This window comes from Legionella lytica, from assembly GCF_044626755.1.
GTDB classification, from domain to species: domain Bacteria; phylum Pseudomonadota; class Gammaproteobacteria; order Legionellales; family Legionellaceae; genus Legionella; species Legionella lytica_A.
Genome location: NZ_JBGORX010000001.1, coordinates 295,845 through 314,707, shown reverse-complemented (window position 1 = coordinate 314,707; position 18,863 = coordinate 295,845). Strand labels below are relative to the sequence as shown.

Here is an 18,863-nt window from a genome sequence, read left to right as displayed (position 1 = left end):
GCCTCGCCTTAAATACCTATGGATAATTTTTTCACTGTACGACCACCATAATACCAATTGACGAGAGCACGAGTGAATGTAATACCTGTTAGCATGGAGGTTAATAGCCCTAAAGAAAGGGTTACTGCAAATCCACGTACAGGACCGGTACCTACTGCAAACAGAATGATAGCTACAATTAAGGTAGTCACGTTCGCATCAAGAATGGTCGAAAAAGCACGCTCATACCCAGCATAAATTGCGGCTTGAGGTGACAATCCATGACGTAACTCTTCACGAATACGTTCGTAAATCAATACGTTCGCATCAACAGCCATACCAACGGTAAGTACTATCCCCGCAATCCCCGGAAGGGTTAAGGTTGCATCAATTATTGATAACAAGGCACTTAAGAGAATAAGGTTAAGCACCAAAGCCACGTTTGCAATCAATCCAAAGAATCGGTAGTAAACTAACATCAGGACTAAAATTAATCCCATACCTACAGCTAAAGAAACCATACCACGATGTATATTTTCTTTACCTAAAGTAGGACCTACTGTACGTTCTTCAATAGGATAAATCGCTGCTGGAAGTGCCCCTGCTCTTAATAATAAGGCCAGGTTACTTGCTTCTTTCGAATCAGTTAATCCGGTGATTTGGAAATTATTACCTAAAGCATTTTGAATTACGGGTGCACTGATTACACGTTCTTCTTTATGAGTTACGCGGGTTTCAACACCGTTAATTGATTGCATGTCATTCTTGGTTTCCACGTAGACAATTGCCATACGCTTGCCAATATTTTCACGAGTTACTTTAGTAAATAAGCTTTCACCACCACCGCCTAATTGAATCTGTACAGCCGGAGTAGCTGTTTGTTGATCAAAGCTGGATACGGCAGAAGTAATAGAATCACCGCTTAAAACAACCTGTCTCTTTAAAAGAATAGGATGTCCATCCATCATGTACAGCTTGTCGCTTACAGGCACCGAACCAGTTTGTTTGGCAATTTGCGGATCATTTTCCTGATCAACCAAATAGAATTGTAACGTTGCAGTACCGCCAAGGATTTGTTTCGCACGGGCTGCATCCTGAATTCCAGGTAAGTCAACCGCAACACGAGTAGCTCCCTGTTGTTGAACAACAGCTTCACCTACGCCCAACTCATTCACACGATTACGCAAGATACTCATCGTTTGTTCAATGGTATTTTGACGCATTGTGTTTAGTTCTGCAGGAGGAATGGAAGCAACCAACTCATTTGCTGCTTTACTTTTTACAAAAAGCACATCAGGCATTTTATCTCTTAGAGCAGCAAGGGCTTTTTCCATAGATTCTTGATCACGGAAGCGTAAGTTCACCCCTTTCTCAGCGACATAACGAATGCCAGAATAACGCACGCCAATTTCACGTAACGCTTGGCCGATATTTTTCATGATGCCTTCGTAACGACGGCTAACCACACTATCAACATCAACTTCAAGTAAGAAATGCACCCCACCACGTAAGTCCAAACCTTGTTTCATAGGTTCAGCACGAATAGAACGCAACCAAGCTGGAGTTGAGGAGGCTAAATTTAATGCAACCGTGTATTGATTGCCTAGCGCATTTTTAATGGCATCACGCGCTAATAACTGAGCGTCAGTAGATGTAAAGATAACTTCGACACCAGTGTCCGTCGCATTAGCCTCACTAAATGCTAGCTTATCTTTTTGAAGAATTTCTTCAATCTGACCTTTGAGCACCTCATAATCGACTGGTGTTTCAGCTGAAATTTGCACCACAGGATGTTCTGAGTACAAATTAGGTAATGCATAGATGAACCCAACGACTGCAATAATTATCAGCATTAGGTTTTTCCATAGAGGATATTTATTTTGCATATTTCCGTGTCCCTATGACTGGCTTAAAGCGATTTTATGGTGCCCTTTGGCAATACAGCTACAACAGCACCTTTTTGTATATTGATTTCTATCCCTTCAGCAAGACTCACTTTAATGTATTGCTCATCCAGGTTTACTACACGGGCTAACATACCGCCAGAAGTAACAATTTCATCCCCTTTCTTTAGGCGACTTATCAAATCACGATGTTCTTTAGCTCTTTTGTTTTGTGGTCTAATCAACATGAAATAGAACAACACAAAGATAGCGGCGATCATAATGAGTGAAAAGGTTCCATCAGCTTGAGCAGATGGTGTTGTGCCTGCAGCGGCCAGAGCATCGCTAATAAAAAAACTCATAATATCTCCTTAAAACTGCTATTAAATTAATCGCGTGACATCATATAGGGAATTGGTTAGAAGGTAAATGAATCGATGCGGAATTCCCCAGCTAATTTTACAAATTTTTAGTTTTATCTCAACGTGATGCAGCTGTAATAGAGCAGTAGCCTGGAAAATCGCCCCATATGAGGAGCTTACACCGAAGAAATTCCTGAATGCGGTGGCATTATACTTTATACTTCTTTCAGAAGGATGGGGTGTCTATATACGAGCTAATAACCGTTTTACAGCACTATGTGGATCAGCCGCTTGGGTAATAGCAGAAATAAGAGCAATTCCGCATACCCCGCTAGCCGCAACCTCAGCTATTCGTTCCTGATTTATCCCTCCAATCGCAACTAAGGGATAGCTTAATGTACGCTTCCAACGATGTAAATTTTCTATGCCTTGTGCGGCATAATCCAAATCCTTACTTTGAGTTGGATAAACAGGACCGATGGCAATATAAGAAGGATTAATGGCATGTGCCCGCGCCACTTCATGATAGCAGTAGGTGCTTACACCTAATAAAAGCCCTTTTGCTTGAATTGCCATCAAATCCGCCGTATCTAAATCCTCTTGACCTAAATGAACTGCCTGTGCATCAAGCTTTAATGCCAAATCCCAATGATCATTGATAAATAATATTGCCTGGTATTCCTTTGCTAAAGCAATGCTACGTTTCATCTCCTCTTCAAGACTGTCTGTTCGCTCTTTAATGCGAAGTTGAATTGTTTTTATTCCCATTTTTAATAAAGCCTCTACCCAATCAGCAGTGTCAACTACAGGGTAAAGTCCCAAATAAGGAGAAGGTGTAAAGGGTTTTGGGGCTGAATACAAAGGGGCTGAGGCGACATAGGGGAGATCTAGTTCTGACTCAGGGAAGCCACCATAATAAAGCTCTTTTTTAGCCAAACGTATTGCCTGATTGACATACATCTTAGCAATAATCAAAGCATCTTCGATTGCGTAACCAAGCGCTAATGCCGAGGTAATTGCAGCAGAAAAAGTGTTGCCCGCATCAGAATAATTGGCTCCTGCATAACGGAGTTGCGTCAGCCAAAAAGAATTTGTGCCATTGCTCCAATAGTCATGAATCCATTGTAGCTCATGCTGTTGTTCCCCTTTAATGAGCACACTACCCACCCCTAGAACGATTAATTGGGCAGCCGCTTGTTCACAAGCGTCTTGCGAATTAATAGTACAATTTAAAATGAGCTCTGCTTCGTGAGTATTTAGAATCCAAAGGTCAATTTTAGAGGCTATTTCCTGAATTTTCTGTAGAGGTAAAAGACAATCTATGACTAAAAAACCCGCGTACTGGTGTAAAAAGCCAGAGGCTAATGCAACGTCCTCTGCCGATTCAAATACCCCTATTTTGATGGCATCTGGAATTGCAGCAATCTCGGCATGAGCAAGTCCTAACCCCTTGATTGTTTCTACATCTGCAGCGTTTCCTTTAATAAGCCCAATGGTTTTCATTCTGCCTCCTGGTGCTCAGACCACTTAATACATAACAATCTGAAAAGAAAATTTACAATTATAATGAAAAATGATTAGTTATTGAATATAATTGCGTCCGATTAAATAATTCATATCAAAAGGAGAAAATATGTACGGCAAAGTTCACCACCATCCTAGTCATGGTCACCACCATAGCCATCATTACGGTCGTCGCAGTCATCAAGCAGATACTGGCGTTTTTTTAATGTTTGCAGGTCTTTTACTTGGTTCGCCATTTCTTGTCATCCTTGGATATTTTGAATACATGACCGCTCCAATGCTTGTTGCTGCGAGCAGTACCACGCTCTTAGGATTATCAACTCTAAGCCTTAGTGCGCTAATCGTTTATGGTTCTATTGGGGTCGCCTATATGTTTTCTGGTGCCAGAGAATGTTATAGCAGTGATCATGGTCCATTAGACCTATTAAAATCACGTTTAAATAACAATGGTTTCATCAGTACGCTGGGTGCAGTTCTTTGGTCTCCGTTCTTACTCGTTGGTGGAATAGCAGGAGCAACAGCTAAAAACATAGTAAATGTGTTTAGCTCTAAGTCATCTAACACAGGGAATGGTTCTAACCCAATTACAGATTCTTCCGATGATGAAGAATCGGAAGAAGATAATCACAGTTTAGCTTCTTCTCACTCTCATTCTCCAGTGCCTTCTCAACACCTTCCGCTGGTACACCAAGAGCATTCAGAGACCACTGAACATGTAGTAGTTTCTGTACAAACTGAGGATAGTCCAAAAAAAGAAGAGGAAACACTTGAATCTCCTCGACCTACATCGGACTCACAAACGAATGAAGTCCTCGCGACTCTCATACACTCAAGCCCTGAGAGCGTTCCCCACTCAGGTGAAAAGAGTTCAACAACTGGCTTCCGCTTGCCAATAAGTAAAAGCCAAGAGATCTTATCGTCTTATAACAAAATGGCATCCGGACTTGATGTGAAACCATTATCAATTCGAGATGATTCGCACCTGGAGCAAGTGCCAGTAAGTAGCCCCAGACTTTTAAGCCGATCTCAACAGGCTGTTCTCATACAAAACGATGAGCAACACCAAACTCCTGCGCCTCAATAATAATTATCAAGCACAACCTGCGTAGAAGTTTTTCTACGCAGGACTTTCGTGTATACCCATCTATAAGCTTTGCTAAGCCATCCAAAATACATTATGCTGGATTAAAAATCGCTGACAAAGCAAAGGAGTATGCTCGATTAAGTGATGAAAATATGCCTTGGTAAATTGTTGTTTACAAACAGGACAAATACAGGACGAATCAATTATATCAAATTGCATCTCTGCATCTTTATTCGTTAAATCAATCTCGCCTTGCTGACTATATACTTTGCCATGAAAACCCGCTTTTACTGGCTCATCAGTTTCAACGAACTCAATACCTTGTGCTCGCAGATGCCGAATTGCTTCCTCATTAAAATCCCCCATTACATAACGTGGTAAATGAGCCCATTGTGTAAAAGAATCATTCGCCTCAGTAAAATAGACACCATGTTTTTGAGTTAACGGATGGTGACGCAAGTCTTCCGCATTGAAAAAAGGCATAATTGACTCAGGCAAAATTGCCCAAATTTGTGGGGAATCCTGAAGAATTTTTTTCGGGAGAATTACTGCGTCAGGATTTAAATGCTTGATAAGCTCAACCAATTCCATTGCGGTTATTTTAGTTTTAGAACCATCAAAAGGTGATTTAAGAAGATAAGTTCCTTCTCGATTTGCTTTTAGTGAGCTGGCATTTAAGATAATTGCCCCAAACCAACCCAAGTATTTAGGCAAAGAAGGGATTTTTTTAAGTAGCGTAAGGCCGGGTTTATAGAGTAGAAACTCTAACGAGAATGACAAGGTATTTACTTTTGCTTCCAGCCAATTCTCAGCCGTTAAACACAAGCCTGCCTCTGAAGTGCCAACTGGTATGTACTTTTGTGTTGTTACCAACATTCACTATCTCCCTTTAGAGCAATAAACTGGTGTCACCATAACTAAAAAATCGATACTCATTCACAATTGCCTCTTGATAGAGTGCCATTGCCTCTTTATGACCGATAAATGCGGACACTAACATTAATAGCGTTGATTCAGGTAAGTGGAAGTTTGTCATTAAGCCATCACAAACTTTAAATTCATATCCTGGATAAATAAAAATATCAGTATCTCTACTGCATGGGGTCAGTGCCCCATGTTGTGCCGCACTTTCCAAACTACGTAATGCCGTGGTACCCACAGCAATCACTCGATTGCCTGCAGCTTTAGTCGCTTCCACAGCAGCACAAAGTTCCGGAGTAATGGTAAAATGCTCGCTATGCATTTTATGTTCTTTGATATCATCGCAACGCACAGGTCTAAATGTACCCGCTCCAACGTGCAAAGTAACGTATGCAATGTGCACACCCCGCGCTTGTAAACTGCTGATGACCGCGTCATCGAAATGTAATCCTGCCGTTGGTGCAGCAACGGAACCCTCAAATTGTGCATAAACTGTTTGATAGCGATCTTCGTCTAAAACTTCATCGCTCCGTGTTATGTATGGTGGTAAAGGGATATGTCCTACTCCATGCAATAATGCCAAGACATCCATATTGGCTTTACACACAAATAAATCATCGTTGCGGTCTATTACTTCAAGCTGACGCTCTTGATCTAAAAAAACGACTGCCCCAGGTTTTAATGCTTTACTGGCTTTAATATGAGCAAGGAAAGTAAACTCACCGGTAATTCGTTCCACCAATAACTCTACCTTTCCTCCCGTCGCTTTCTGTCCATAAAGACGCGCGGGAATCACTTTAGAGTTATTCATTACCAAAAGATCACCTGGCTTAAGAAAATCAGCGATTGCTTTAAATTGGTGATGACCATATTCTCCACTTTCGCGATTATAGGTTAATAGCCGAGAATCACTCCGATTCGCTAAGGGATATTGAGCAATAAGCTCTGGGGGTAAATCAAAGTAGAAATCCTGCTTATTCATGGTGCAACCTGAAAATAAATTGGCGCCATTATACACTGAATGTAAGTTGAAGTGGAATCCCAGAGCTGTAGCCCGTCCGTAATACGGGCTACGTTTCTGCTTAAATGTTCACCAAAACTGCATCAAATTCGGGATCATGCAATTTAGCCATTGCTGTTTCTAGCGCAGGAATCTTTAAACACACGTCACCAGCCTTATTAATCCACTGCAATTCAGAAAGCACTTCGCGAACATCACTTCCATCCTTAGTAAAAGCATGGTGCAAAATCTCATCCAGACTTGCAGTTTGGTAGGCAAGACTTGCTTTTTTATGTCCAAAAAACCCTGAGCTCGCTTTTGCTAATTTATCTGCATAACGGATGCAAAAGGCTTTTTGCAATTGCGCCACGGAAATATCCATTGCAGGCTCATTAACCTTCTTACCCTCTGGTTCGCTAAATGCAAATTGCAGATTATATTTTTTATAAAACTCATTCCCTAAAACTGCATGTACATCCGCTGTAGGGTGAATATCATCCCAAAAAGCATAGTCTTTAGCTGGGGCTGTTCCATTAGGCAATATTCTAAAATCTGGTGAGGTAGTAAACGGTTGTTTTAATTTATTGGGATCCAAGCCATAGTCTGTAGGGTTATTATAGGCCTTAACAAAAATACTATTAATATCAAAAACATCGAAATAGCAATGTGGGAACGTAGTCTTAAATTTTTCACAGGCTTTAGCGAGTTCCTGATTGAAATAATCAACGCATTGGTGAGCATTATCACGAGCCCTTTCGCCTGACTTACCGGTCATATTTTGAAAACGTGGTGTTAATGAAAGATCGGGTAAGTTAAACCAGACAAAATTGCGATATCCCTTTTGCAGAAGAATTTCAATATTTTTGACACGCTCTTTAATTGCTCTATCTACCTCAGCAATTGAAGGCTCTGCATTCACGGTAATTAAGTCATTTGCTCCAGACCATTCAACAATTAAGGTTTGCTCTTTTTGCAGGCCTGTTACTTGGTGCTCTTCGTCATAGGCTAATAACTTTTCACGCTTTTTCTCTAGGGTGGATAAAATGATACGGCTGAAAAAACGGGTAATGCTGGTACTGGGTTTCCAAGCATAATCATAAGCGCTTAGACCTCCCTCATCGTAGGAGCGAATGAAATCACGTCCTTCAAATGTGACATAAAGATCATTCTCTAAATTGTAATCATAACGCAGGCTGTCTATTACCCCTTTTTCTTTGGCAATTATCGCATCAGCAAGGTCATCATTGCTGTAGCCATATTTCGCTTTAAGATCTTTAATTAAAAAATCATTAGCAAAAAATGCACTAATAACATCCGCCCATACATAGCCATTAGTAAATCGTCCTTTTGGAGAAGTTCCCACCAAACCAGCAAACCATCTCATAGGAATGCAACCTAATATTTCGGCCTTATCTGCAGTTCCTCGATCACTTAAACTATCTCCCATCATTACGATATGCGAAATCTTTTTCTGTCTCATGATTGCCATCCTTAACTAAGGGGTAATACGAGCTCACTGAATAAGGTACAAACGCTTATAGTGACCAACTGCATCCAGATTTGCGGCTAACCCAGTTTTATAATTATCCAAAATAAATAGCGTCTGGATTTAATATGGTTTACGAATTATGAGGATGCAAGGAACTATGAGGATATTTTTTTTATAAACTGCTGTATTATTAAGAAGTTATATGCAATATATGAACAGCTTGTCAAATATTTATCACGACGACAGTTTTATTTGCAAAATACTTTGGGGCTTTATTGATTTTTTTATAAGTATTGATAGTCTATGCACCTCCCCCAACTACGGAATTGGGAATCATGGAACTATCAGTGTCTTGCTGATAGAGCAAACTAACTCTTAATGGAAAAAGGAACCTATATGAAGTTCTTCAAACTCAGCCTCTTAATTAGTTTCATTGCATTTAATTTTCAATTGCATGCCGGTGAATACATGTATAAAAGCAATTGCCGCAGCTTCAACCATCTAGGACTTTTTGAACAATGTCTTGATAAACAGCTAGCCTTTTATGATGGAAAGCTAAATGGTCTGTATTCCAGCTTTGGTGGTAATCGAGGTTTGGAGCAATCAGAATTACTGTGGATTAAATTTAAAGAAACTGATTGCCGTTTTATGTCCCGTGCAGCTCAAGATGCGGTCCGCACCCGTCTGGTTTATAAGGCCTGTGTTCTGGAAAAAACCAAGGTTCGTATTAATGAATTAAAAAACTCAGTTTCATATGGGGATTGGTTTAAGACCGTATAAACCTTAACCCGTATTAGCATAGCGTAATACGGGTTCGCTCTACCACCAGGATATATTTAACGTGTAGGATGTAATTCGAGGAGGCTTTCTTCTTCTTGTTGTTCTTCGGTTTGGCCTTTAATCAATATGAGAAAAGGAATAAATGCTAAGGCACAGGCAATAGACAGCTGATACAATCCTACCCAGCCGATAACCATTTGAATAGACGCAGCCACTGGTCCTGAGATAATTCTCGGGATTGTTGATAAGGCTACTAATATGGAGAATTGGGTACCCGTGTATTGCTTATTCACCAATCGCATAAATAAAGCGACTAATGCAGTAGATCCCATGCCTGCAGCAAAATTATCAAAAAACACTGCGACAGAGAGTAAGGTTATGTTTTTACCCACCATTGCCAACACTACAAACAAAACATTGGTTAAAGCTTGTAATAGACCAAAAGCAAACAAAGAACGATACAAAGAGCAACGGGTTAATATAAGGCCTGCGAGTAAACCACCTAATAAAATCGATCCGACTCCAAGCATCTTGTTAATATAACCAATAGTATCTAAAGAAAACCCTAAACCCTGAATCAAAAATGGCATAACAATCCCACTCGTTGTTGTGGTAAATGCTTCTCCCAACTTGTAGCAAAAAATAAAACATAACAGATAAATGATGCCGGGACGACTTAGTAATTCTTTAACGGGGGCTATGAATGATTGTGTAAAAGGAAGTTTCTCTGTGGGTATACTACTTGGCTCTTTACTGAATATCACAGCCAGCATACCCACACTCATCAATATTCCCATAAAACGATAAGTGAAAGCCCAACCTAATTTTTGCGCCATAACTAAGGCAAGGCCACCAGAAATTAATAAGGCCAATCGATAGCCAAAAACGGCTAATGACGCTCCTAAAGCATGCTCTGACGTGGGTAAGTATTCAGCGCGATGAGCATCAATGGCAACGTCCTGTGTTGCCGAAAAACAAGCTAGAATAAATGCTAAAACAGCTAAAATCTTTGGATACTGTTCTGGGGTCAACCAAGCCATTAAATTAAATCCCACCAGCAACAAACCTTGCATGGTAAAAATCCAGCTTCGTCTTTTACCTATAGAGAACAGAGAATAACGATCTAAAATCGGGCCCCAGAAAATGCGATACACATAGGGCAAGCTAATTAAACTTAAAGTGCCAGTGACAAACACAGACATTCCGTTGGATGCATACCAGGCTTGCAAAGTACTGCTGATTAATGCCATAGGCAAACCAGAGGAAAAACCTAGAATGAAAATGATCAACAGACGCTTGTTCATTATCAAATCACTTGAAGCATAAATAAGAGGTAGAAGCTCACCCTGGACAGAAAGTCCAGGGTGGACAAGGATATTAAGCTGCTGCTTTTTTAACAGAGATCAAATGAATTTTGAAAATCAAAGTCTCGTTAGGACCAATAGGACCACCAACACTACGTGGACCGTATGCTAGATCAGCAGGAACAAAAACTTCCCAAGTAGAACCAGCAGGCATTAATTGTAATGCTTCAGTCCAACCAGGAATAACTTGTGACACTTGGAATGTAGCTGGCTTGCCAGTCTTTTGCGTGCTGTCAAATACAGTACCGTCAATTAAAGTACCAGTATAATCAACAGTTACAGTATCTGCTTTTCCTGGCTTAGCACCCGTACCGGCTTCAATAATTTTATATTGTAAGCCACTTGGTAAAACTACTACACCAGTTTTTGCTTTATTAGTGTTTAAAAACGCTTCGCCTTTAGATTTGTTTTCTTCAGCTTTCTTATTGAATTCTGCGCTGCGCTTAGCCATTAAATCTTTTTGAAATTTGTTTAGAACATCTTTCATTTGTTGTTCAGTTAAAATCAATTGACCGCCAGACATTCCATCTTGCATTCCTTTTGCTAATGCTTCAGGATTGATATCGATGCCTTGACCTTTAAAATTTTTCCCTAAATCTGCACCGATACTGTAAGACAATTTGTCTTTGTCTGTAACTAATGCATCAGCAGCCATTGCAGTTGACATTGCAAGCCCTAAAACGGCTGCAGTGACCAATCTCATCTTCATAAAGAATCCCCTTTTAGTCTTTTGCTTATAGTACATATCTTTTTCAATAACGGAAAAGATATAAAACCCTGAAAAAATCCTCGTTTATTCTGCCTAAAAACACATTAAATTACCAGTAATATATAATTTAATTAGAAATAGACAAAGAGGTAAGATCCTTCTACACTTGCCTCTATTTAAAACAAGAGATAGAAAACTCATGAACATTAGTGTATTTGATTTATTTTCTATTGGCATTGGCCCATCAAGTTCTCATACCGTTGGCCCTATGCTTGCTGCGAATGCGTTTTTGGCTTTACTTGACGAAAAACAATTAATCAATACGATTCAACGAGTTAAAATTGAGCTCTATGGCTCACTTGCCTTAACCGGGAAAGGTCATGGCACCGATAAAGCTATTTTAAATGGTTTAGAAAATAAAGCTCCGGAAACCGTAATACCTGAATCTATGGTACCGCGTATGCATGAAATTCTAAGCACTCATACATTAAATCTAGCGGGCCAGAAAAAAATTTCATTTAATGAAAAAACTGACTTTCTATTTCTACAAAAAGAACTATTACCTCTGCATACGAATGGCTTACGTTTTTCCGCTTTTGATGCTCAAGATAATTTATTAATTGCACAAGTTTATTATTCAATTGGTGGGGGATTTATTACCACTGAAGAAGATTTTCATAAGGCAAGCGAAGATGCAAATCCTCCGCCCTACCCGTTTTCTACAGCCAATGAATTATTAAAATTATGTGAAGACAATAAGTTAAGTATTGCAGAACTTATGCTTCAGAATGAATTGACTTGGCGTAGTACTGAAGAAATTCATCAAGGAATTCTAGCCATTGCCAAGGTGATGGATGAATGTATTACGAATGGTTGTCAGCATGAAGGTATTTTGCCCGGAGGCCTTAACTTAAAAAGACGTGCTCCAGCACTTTATAGAAAGTTGATGGACCAACAAGGGGTTAAGAGCATATTCGAAAATTCGGATATTATGAATCAGCTTAATTTATATGCTATGGCAGTGAATGAAGAAAATGCAGCGGGTGGTCGTATTGTGACTGCTCCGACTAATGGCGCAGCAGGTATTATTCCCGCGGTGTTAAAGTATTGTCAGCAAGCGCATGACCGGATGAGTAATGAGGATGTCTATACTTATTTCCTTACCGCAGCAGCCATTGGCATACTCTATAAGAAAGGCGCTTCGATTTCAGGTGCAGAAGTTGGATGCCAAGGTGAAGTAGGCGTTGCTTCTTCGATGGCGGCTGCCGGACTTACTGCGGTGTTGGGTGGAACCGTAGCCCAGGTTGAAAATGCGGCGGAAATTGCCATGGAGCATCATTTGGGTATGACCTGTGATCCGGTTTTAGGTTTGGTACAAATACCGTGTATTGAGCGTAATGCTATGGGCTCGGTTAAAGCGGTTAATGCAACGCGTATGGCTTTGATTGGTGATGGGCAGCATCATATCTCTTTGGATAAGGTGATTAAAACGATGAAACAAACGGGTATGGATATGCAAAGTATCTATAAAGAGACTTCTATGGGTGGTTTAGCTGTTAATTTACCGGAGTGTTAACTGTCTCTTCGCTATTAAAATTAGTTGCCGTTTAAAGAAAGCCTGGCTGCGAGCAGCCAGGCTACGCTGTTTAAAAGTCTTTTTAACTTTACCCCTCCGCAACACAGCAAGATATGGTCCTGTGCTCACGCTAAGGGCTCCATAGATCTCGAAACCGCATTAGAATCCATGTTATGCCCCAGGAATCCCTGAGCAATGGTTATGCGATTAACCTTTGGGTCTCTACTACCTCCAACCCTAAGCAATTGATTTGTTCTGCATTTTGTAAAAGCGCACCATAAACCTTTTGCAAACGACACTGATGCCAGCCTGGGAAAAAACCAATCCTTAAATGAGAACTTGTTGTTGCCACTAATTCATTTTTCAAACTCTCATATAGAGCCTGAAAGCATTCTCCTTGTGTCCCTTCGTGCTGATCTAGCAATGTAATCTGCTGTTTCAGACGTGTAATTGAACTCTTGCGATCTTGATGATGAGTGCCCTGCTCTAAGTAATGTTCGCATTCTTGTCCAATCAGATTTTTTAAAATCGTGTATTTCATGGCATCAAAACTTAATGGCGTGTTAGTCCAATCCTTGTTGGTAATAAACGAGGCCATCTTTTCAGCTTGATGAAGAACAGGAGTAAACGGAGCATAAGAACGTGAGGTGCAATACCATCCAAGACAGTTAAACTCATGCGTTTGTCCCAGATCATTTTGCTCTGTTTTAATTAGTCGCACCAATGAAGTATAACGCTGCCCGTTTTCATCACTACTAATTTGCTCTATGTTTTGTAAAAATTGCACTAAAGCTGCTTTATTTCCTGTTGCAAAAGATTCCGCTTCATTATCAATAAGTTTTTTTAAGAGTAAATACAGAAAAGTATCAATGGCGCCTAATTCAATTTTCTTTTTAACGTCCACTATTTTTTGCTCAAAAATTGTTTTCTGTTGCCTCATCTTTAAAATACACTTGGCTGTACTCTGAGTAATGTACTCGGCGGAATCATAGTCAGGGGGAATTTTCTTGTTCAAGGCACTAAAAACATTATCCATTATTTTCTGCTGCTTTAAAAATTCATCCCATTTTTTTTCCCAAGAAAAACACATGCTATTTCTTTCTTGAAAACACTGCTCTAATCTTTTAGCGGCATCCTTATACTGTTGAAAAAGAGCGCTCACATCCTCTTGTAACAATTCATTTAATTTACCAGCTCCTTGTTGCTTAAAAAGCAGCAATCTCGCCTTATGGCTTTCAAGATTTCGTTTTATACTTTCTATTGACTCATAGGCAGTAGCCCCAATCCCCTGATTTTTTAACTCACCCTCAACAATGGTTTTAGCAGTACCATCTAACCGCGACAGCCATTCTAACTTTTCCTCAATATGTTGGTTTAATGACTTTTGTTCGCTGATTAAATGAAGTGCATCTGTATCCTTCGTGCACTCTACACCATTTATAACTAAGCATTCATTAAGATGAATCAGATCACGAATATTAATTCGTACCCATTTCTTATAATAATCAATTTGCTCTTTAACCTTTTGCATCGCCAAACCCAACTCATCCCACTGTTGGGTTGCATTATTAGCTATGGATATGTCTGTAAACCGTCGAATATGTAACTCTTTAATTTGCGCAATAAGCCCACTAATTTTTTCTGCTTTCGTAAAAAATTCAATTAGAATACCGACACGTAGCGATATATTCTCATGGTTCGCTAATAACTGATTCGCCACATGAAGTAAAGGTGCTACTTTGGTATAAATATCCTCCCAAAATGTCCCAATCAAAGTATGTAACTGCTCTTGAGCCTTATATTGCTTAGTACCTCCCACAACTCCCCCCAAATGCTCTACAAGAATCTCTTCGGTAATGTAGGGCGGCTCTATCTGAGTAATATGCAGGATTTCGTTAAGCTCAGTGTCAAACGCATCGATTGCCTGATATAAATTTGTATAAACTTCCTCATGCGTTATCAGGGCATTTTTAACCAAGTGCAATAAGCTTTCTAATGACTGCAGCCTACTCTTGTAATTAAAACTGATAAGACGTTCATAATGTAGAAGCAAATTTTGCGCCTCATTGAAACATTTTAATAAAGGATGAGCAGCAACCTCTTCACAAGAAATTTCACTTAGTTCTTGTAGTCTTTTATAGCACCGTTCGTATGCTAGCTGTATTTTATCTTTATCAAATAAATCCAGATCAGATAATCCAAGCAAATATAATGCTTTTTTTATCGGTTGATTCAAAAATTCTTTCTTGATTAGCAGTTGTCGGTCCACCTCAAAAGAACCTACGTTTTCCCCACTCAGCTCCCACGACCAAATAATGGATCGAGTTGAGCTAAATTGAGTATCTACAGGAAGAGGGGCTAAAAATGCATTACAACGTGCTAATGATTGCGGGTCGGCTAATAACCCTTTTTCGGAAAATAACTTTGCCAATTGCTCATAAGCTGCTTTTTTCCTTGATACATCCTCAGCATACACAGCAACTAAAGCCAAACAAACACCTGCTTTATATGTCAGCTTTTTATCGATTTTACTATTCGCTTCGAGCAATAAGGCCTCAGCATGCTTCAATAAAGCATCTGTATCAAAATGGGTAATTAGTTCTTTGGTGTTTAAGGTAATAAAATGGCTAATATTTTTATAATCATCTTCTAAACCGCCATTCGGTATGCCACTGAAATAATTAAGATAAGAAAAATAGCCCGTATAGCAATTGCTTTTTAATTTGGTATGGAGATCAGCTACGTCTTCAGGTTTTGCCCAGGGATTGTCTGCTTGTAACAAAATTGCTGTAATCAATGAATCATTCATTTTATTAAGCCCTCAGAGTTTTTAAATACCAGGTCCATTGACATTCGAGCTCTTGAGTGAATCCTAAGTAGGCATACGACAACCTACTCGAAGCACAGTAAAAAATATATCACTCAGATGTATAAGGGTCAATCATAATGCCCATCTTAAGCCTGCTGTGTTTTTAAAGACCAGGCATGGGGTACATTGCGATTAAAAAAGACATCACTGATGGCGTAATTAACTACTGCGGCAAGCTCATCATTGATATAAAGTAAGGGAGTACGCTCACGCTGCCACGGTGGTATTTGCCACTCCTGGAAGAGTTTTTTCAATTGTTTGGTTTGACCATGTAAAACAAGTGTTTCTCCACCTTGCCGAAAACGAATCGTTATTTTAGCGTTTGCAGGCACGACTAGACCTTGGCGAGCTGATTCTGCAATCACTCCAAAGCCATCGGCTCCTAACATTAACGGAGAAGGAAACTGCAGCCATTCACTGTAATTAGGCAAGTGAATTGTATTTTTTTTATCAAGATAGAGATGCTGCTGATAACGGCGAACCACCACCTTATCCCAATTAACTTGAGGTGCAGCATCAATTCGCGCAAAAATGAGCTCATCAATTATGCGACCTAATAACGCAGTCGAAGGAGCTTGTATTTTTCTTTTTCTTAGCCATGTTCTGAGTACATTGGCAAGACGAGCAAAATCCAATTTCAGAAGCGGCGTAATGCATAAGGAGTCGCTTGCAAAAGACAGTTCTGGACAGTCTTGCAAAGCCAATACATCTAAATTACTTTTAGCCTGTTGACAGTGTAGAGCGGTACGAGCAATATTTCCCGTTGCTCCTGGCCATTTGTCCGCAAGCAAGGGCAAAATTTTTTGACGTAAATAATTACGCGAATAACTAACGTCTTGATTGCTTTCATCGTCAATCCAAACCAACTGTCGCACCTTTGCATACTGCGCCAATTGAGCCCGGGTGCTATTGAGACATGGCCTGGCTATTGCTCCCTTTCCCAAAGCACCTCGCTCAGTCATTGCCGCCAAACCATCAACCCCTGTCCCGCGGAGCAATTGTAAAAGGACCGTTTCCGCTTGGTCATCTTGGTGATGGCCTAAAACCAGGCAATCCTGTTCCCTTAGCAAGGATGAAAACACCGCGTATCGAGCAAGCCGCGCTCCTTCTTCAATATTGGCACTACGGTCAAATTGAACTGCCTTAGTAATAAAGTGAATACCTAAATGGCGGCAAAATCGTTCACAGTGCTGCTGCCAAGCTAAGGCGTTGGGGCTTATTCCATGATTAATGTGTACAGCAAGTAATTTCGAGTGAAGCGAGGAATGGGAAGCCAGTGCGTGTAATAGTACCGTTGAATCAAGGCCGCCGCTAAAGCCCACAATTAATTTATCAAAGCGGTTAAAATACGAGAGCCAATCAGCATTTAATAATTCTGTTGGGGTACGATTCATTGCACTACCATATTGATTTGACTCATTGTGCCTGGGTTTTCGTCTTGTGATTCCGAGTTGCTATTTACAGGGTATGGGAATTTCATCATTGCGAGCACAGAACTCAATACTGAATTTGCTGCACTCGCTATGACGAAGGGATATGTCAATCCGCTTAACTCACGGCCCCCATAGCCATAAATTTTTGGTATCGTTGTTCAATAAGCTTATCTAAGGGCATTTTCTGCAATGCTTGTAACTCTGTTACCAAAATTTCTTTTAAGCGTGCAGACATTTCATCTACATTACGATGAGCACCACCTAAAGGCTCAGGAACTACCCCATCAACTAATAGATTTTCATTTATTTTATCTGCAGTAATGCGCATTGCACGAGCCGCATCTGGGGCTTTCGCTGCATCTTTCCAAAGAATTGACGCACATCCCTCTGGAGAAATTACTGAGTAGATGCCAAATTGCAGCATTAGAACCTTATCACCGACCCCAATCGCTAAAGCACCACCGGAACCCGCTTCACCAGTAACGACACAAATAATAGGTGTCTTTAATCGAGACATCACAAATAAATTGCGTGCAATGGCTTCCGACTGATTGCGCTCTTCTGCACCAATTCCAGGATAAGCACCGGCAGTATCGATAAAAGTAATCACCGGTAATTGGAATTTTTCTGCCATGTTCATTAAGCGTAATGCTTTTCTGTACTCTTCAGGACGTGCCATACCAAAATTACGGTACACTTTTTCTTTGGTTCGTTTTCCTTTTTGATGTCCCAGTATCATCACAGGCTCGCCATTTAAGCGCGCTAAACCACCAATAATAGCAGGAGCTGCAGAGTGACTACGATCACCATGTAGCTCTTGGAAATCAGTAAAAATGCGCTCTATGTAATCTGTTGTTTGAGGACGTAAAGGATGACGAGCCATTTGGGCAATTTGCCACGGCTCTAAGTTAGAAAAAACTTGTGCGGTTAATTCAGAACATTTAACTTCCAGGCGAGCGATTTCCTCGCTTAAGTTAACCTCATTGTCATTACCTACCATCCGTAGTGCTTCAATTTTCTGATTCAACTCTTCTATTGGTTGTTCAAAGTCCAAAAATTGTCGGCTCATTCAATACTCTTTGGTAAATTAAAATATCATGGTATATGATAACCTATAATTACTAATTGATGCCAGATTCGACAAAAATATGATTACTACAGGGTTTGCTGATTTAGATACGGATAATTGCATATTACATGAAAACCGAATTGACCTTTGGCAGTTTTCTTTAGCCGAAGATTTACCTAATGCAGCACAAATATTAAATGAAGAAGAACAAACACGTGCTGCCCGATTTTATTTCAGCAAACATCAACGGCGTTTTTCCACTGGGCGAGTAACCTTAAGAATTATTTTGGCTCGTTATTTAAACACGAGCCCTGAACGCTTAGAGTTCACCTATAACTATCATGGTAAACCCAAGGTCATGAACTCAGCTCGATTACAATTTAATCTGAGCCATACTGCCGATTTAGCACTTCTCGCTGTAGGAAAGGGCTTTCCCATGGGAATTGATGTTGAAAAATATTCTGCCCGTCCCTATGAAGGGATTGCGAAGAACGCATTTTCAGCTCAAGAACTAGCGGAGTTTAATAAAGTGCCCCGATCGTTAAAACCTGCCGTATTCTTTCATATTTGGTCGCAAAAAGAAGCCTTTATTAAAGCATGTGGATTAGGGCTTGCCTATCCAACCAAAGATTTTAACGTACCAACTTCCATCCCTACGCAGCAATTAGTGGATGACCCTTTAAATAATATGACTTGGCAATTACGCTCATTCATGCCTGAGATAGGTTATAGCGCCGCTCTGTGCTATCACCCCACAGTCAGAGAAATCAGGCATGGAATAATTCAAATACAACCCAATACCCCTCTGAGATTTTAGCTGT

General features: G+C 40.2%; 15 protein-coding genes. 4 read left to right on the top strand and 11 right to left on the bottom strand.

Annotation, left to right across the window (positions count from 1 at the left end):
• Positions 1-8: 8 nt before the first annotated feature.
• The 3 genes from secD to thiE all read right to left on the bottom strand — a co-directional run bounded on the left by secD (position 9) and on the right by thiE (position 3,727).
• Positions 9-1,865: a protein translocase subunit SecD gene (secD, locus tag ACD661_RS01290; RefSeq protein ID WP_400185742.1), complete on the bottom strand. Its 1,857-nt coding sequence runs from the start codon at positions 1,863-1,865 to the stop codon at positions 9-11.
• Positions 1,866-1,888: 23 nt separating this feature from the next.
• Positions 1,889-2,224, bottom strand: a complete 336-nt coding sequence (gene yajC / locus ACD661_RS01285) for a preprotein translocase subunit YajC (protein WP_400185741.1) — start codon at positions 2,222-2,224, stop codon at positions 1,889-1,891.
• A gap of 243 nt (positions 2,225-2,467) precedes the next feature.
• Positions 2,468-3,727 carry a thiamine phosphate synthase gene (gene thiE, locus ACD661_RS01280; protein ID WP_400185740.1) on the bottom strand — a complete coding sequence of 420 codons (1,260 nt, stop codon included), beginning with the start codon at positions 3,725-3,727 and terminating at the stop codon, positions 2,468-2,470.
• 130 nt (positions 3,728-3,857) lie between these two features.
• Here thiE and ACD661_RS01275 point away from each other — a divergent pair, with 130 nt between their 5' ends.
• Entirely contained in the window at positions 3,858-4,832 is a 975-nt protein-coding gene (locus ACD661_RS01275; protein ID WP_400185738.1) for a hypothetical protein, read from the top strand.
• A 72-nt stretch (positions 4,833-4,904) separates the two neighbouring features.
• On the opposite strand, the gene ACD661_RS01270 is transcribed toward ACD661_RS01275, so the two are convergent.
• The 3 genes from ACD661_RS01270 to ACD661_RS01260 all read right to left on the bottom strand — a co-directional run bounded on the left by ACD661_RS01270 (position 4,905) and on the right by ACD661_RS01260 (position 8,233).
• Positions 4,905-5,708, bottom strand: a complete 804-nt coding sequence (locus ACD661_RS01270; protein ID WP_400185736.1) for a tRNA-guanine transglycosylase — start codon at positions 5,706-5,708, stop codon at positions 4,905-4,907.
• A 13-nt stretch (positions 5,709-5,721) separates the two neighbouring features.
• Positions 5,722-6,735: a tRNA preQ1(34) S-adenosylmethionine ribosyltransferase-isomerase QueA gene (gene queA, locus ACD661_RS01265; RefSeq protein ID WP_400185735.1), complete on the bottom strand. Its 1,014-nt coding sequence runs from the start codon at positions 6,733-6,735 to the stop codon at positions 5,722-5,724.
• A 100-nt stretch (positions 6,736-6,835) separates the two neighbouring features.
• A complete protein-coding gene (locus ACD661_RS01260; protein WP_400185734.1) occupies positions 6,836-8,233 on the bottom strand; it encodes an SGNH/GDSL hydrolase family protein in 1,398 nt (465 codons plus the stop codon).
• A gap of 405 nt (positions 8,234-8,638) precedes the next feature.
• Between ACD661_RS01260 and ACD661_RS01255 the strand changes: the two genes are divergently transcribed.
• Positions 8,639-9,022 (top strand): lysozyme inhibitor LprI family protein, encoded by a 384-nt coding sequence (locus ACD661_RS01255; protein ID WP_400185732.1) that lies wholly within the window; start codon positions 8,639-8,641, stop codon positions 9,020-9,022.
• A gap of 56 nt (positions 9,023-9,078) precedes the next feature.
• Here ACD661_RS01255 and ACD661_RS01250 read toward each other — a convergent pair whose 3' ends face one another.
• Both ACD661_RS01250 and ACD661_RS01245 read right to left on the bottom strand, forming a co-directional pair.
• The gene (locus ACD661_RS01250) at positions 9,079-10,326 is read right to left on the bottom strand and encodes an AmpG family muropeptide MFS transporter (protein WP_400185731.1); all 1,248 of its coding nucleotides are present in this window, start codon (positions 10,324-10,326) and stop codon (positions 9,079-9,081) included.
• 73 nt (positions 10,327-10,399) lie between these two features.
• On the bottom strand, positions 10,400-11,095 hold the full coding sequence (locus ACD661_RS01245; protein ID WP_400185729.1) for a BamJ family beta-barrel-assembly machinery protein: 696 nt from the start codon (positions 11,093-11,095) through the stop codon (positions 10,400-10,402).
• Positions 11,096-11,294: 199 nt separating this feature from the next.
• Between ACD661_RS01245 and ACD661_RS01240 the strand changes: the two genes are divergently transcribed.
• Positions 11,295-12,671 (top strand): L-serine ammonia-lyase, encoded by a 1,377-nt coding sequence (locus ACD661_RS01240; protein WP_400185728.1) that lies wholly within the window; start codon positions 11,295-11,297, stop codon positions 12,669-12,671.
• 199 nt (positions 12,672-12,870) lie between these two features.
• Here ACD661_RS01240 and ACD661_RS01235 read toward each other — a convergent pair whose 3' ends face one another.
• The 3 genes from ACD661_RS01235 to ACD661_RS01225 form a co-directional block, all read right to left on the bottom strand.
• Positions 12,871-15,480 carry a hypothetical protein gene (locus ACD661_RS01235; protein WP_400185727.1) on the bottom strand — a complete coding sequence of 870 codons (2,610 nt, stop codon included), beginning with the start codon at positions 15,478-15,480 and terminating at the stop codon, positions 12,871-12,873.
• 146 nt (positions 15,481-15,626) lie between these two features.
• Positions 15,627-16,934, bottom strand: a complete 1,308-nt coding sequence (gene tilS, locus ACD661_RS01230; protein ID WP_400185726.1) for a tRNA lysidine(34) synthetase TilS — start codon at positions 16,932-16,934, stop codon at positions 15,627-15,629.
• A gap of 154 nt (positions 16,935-17,088) precedes the next feature.
• Entirely contained in the window at positions 17,089-18,042 is a 954-nt protein-coding gene (locus ACD661_RS01225) for an acetyl-CoA carboxylase carboxyltransferase subunit alpha (protein WP_400185724.1), read from the bottom strand.
• 79 nt (positions 18,043-18,121) lie between these two features.
• Between ACD661_RS01225 and ACD661_RS01220 the strand changes: the two genes are divergently transcribed.
• Positions 18,122-18,859, top strand: a complete 738-nt coding sequence (locus ACD661_RS01220) for a 4'-phosphopantetheinyl transferase family protein (protein ID WP_400185722.1) — start codon at positions 18,122-18,124, stop codon at positions 18,857-18,859.
• Positions 18,860-18,863 lie beyond the last annotated feature (4 nt).

Excerpts from the sequence above, each read along its gene's own strand:
- secD (WP_400185742.1), bottom strand. The coding sequence starts at position 1,865 with ATGCAAAATAAATATCCTCTATGGAAAAACCTAATGCTGATAATTATT.
- yajC (WP_400185741.1), bottom strand. The coding sequence starts at position 2,224 with ATGAGTTTTTTTATTAGCGATGCTCTGGCCGCTGCAGGCACAACACCA.
- thiE (WP_400185740.1), bottom strand. The coding sequence starts at position 3,727 with ATGAAAACCATTGGGCTTATTAAAGGAAACGCTGCAGATGTAGAAACA.
- ACD661_RS01275 (WP_400185738.1), top strand. The coding sequence starts at position 3,858 with ATGTACGGCAAAGTTCACCACCATCCTAGTCATGGTCACCACCATAGC.
- ACD661_RS01270 (WP_400185736.1), bottom strand. The coding sequence starts at position 5,708 with ATGTTGGTAACAACACAAAAGTACATACCAGTTGGCACTTCAGAGGCA.
- queA (WP_400185735.1), bottom strand. The coding sequence starts at position 6,735 with ATGAATAAGCAGGATTTCTACTTTGATTTACCCCCAGAGCTTATTGCT.
- ACD661_RS01260 (WP_400185734.1), bottom strand. The coding sequence starts at position 8,233 with ATGAGACAGAAAAAGATTTCGCATATCGTAATGATGGGAGATAGTTTA.
- ACD661_RS01255 (WP_400185732.1), top strand. The coding sequence starts at position 8,639 with ATGAAGTTCTTCAAACTCAGCCTCTTAATTAGTTTCATTGCATTTAAT.
- ACD661_RS01250 (WP_400185731.1), bottom strand. The coding sequence starts at position 10,326 with ATGAACAAGCGTCTGTTGATCATTTTCATTCTAGGTTTTTCCTCTGGT.
- ACD661_RS01245 (WP_400185729.1), bottom strand. The coding sequence starts at position 11,095 with ATGAAGATGAGATTGGTCACTGCAGCCGTTTTAGGGCTTGCAATGTCA.
- ACD661_RS01240 (WP_400185728.1), top strand. The coding sequence starts at position 11,295 with ATGAACATTAGTGTATTTGATTTATTTTCTATTGGCATTGGCCCATCA.
- ACD661_RS01235 (WP_400185727.1), bottom strand. The coding sequence starts at position 15,480 with ATGAATGATTCATTGATTACAGCAATTTTGTTACAAGCAGACAATCCC.
- tilS (WP_400185726.1), bottom strand. The coding sequence starts at position 16,934 with ATGAATCGTACCCCAACAGAATTATTAAATGCTGATTGGCTCTCGTAT.
- ACD661_RS01225 (WP_400185724.1), bottom strand. The coding sequence starts at position 18,042 with ATGAGCCGACAATTTTTGGACTTTGAACAACCAATAGAAGAGTTGAAT.
- ACD661_RS01220 (WP_400185722.1), top strand. The coding sequence starts at position 18,122 with ATGATTACTACAGGGTTTGCTGATTTAGATACGGATAATTGCATATTA.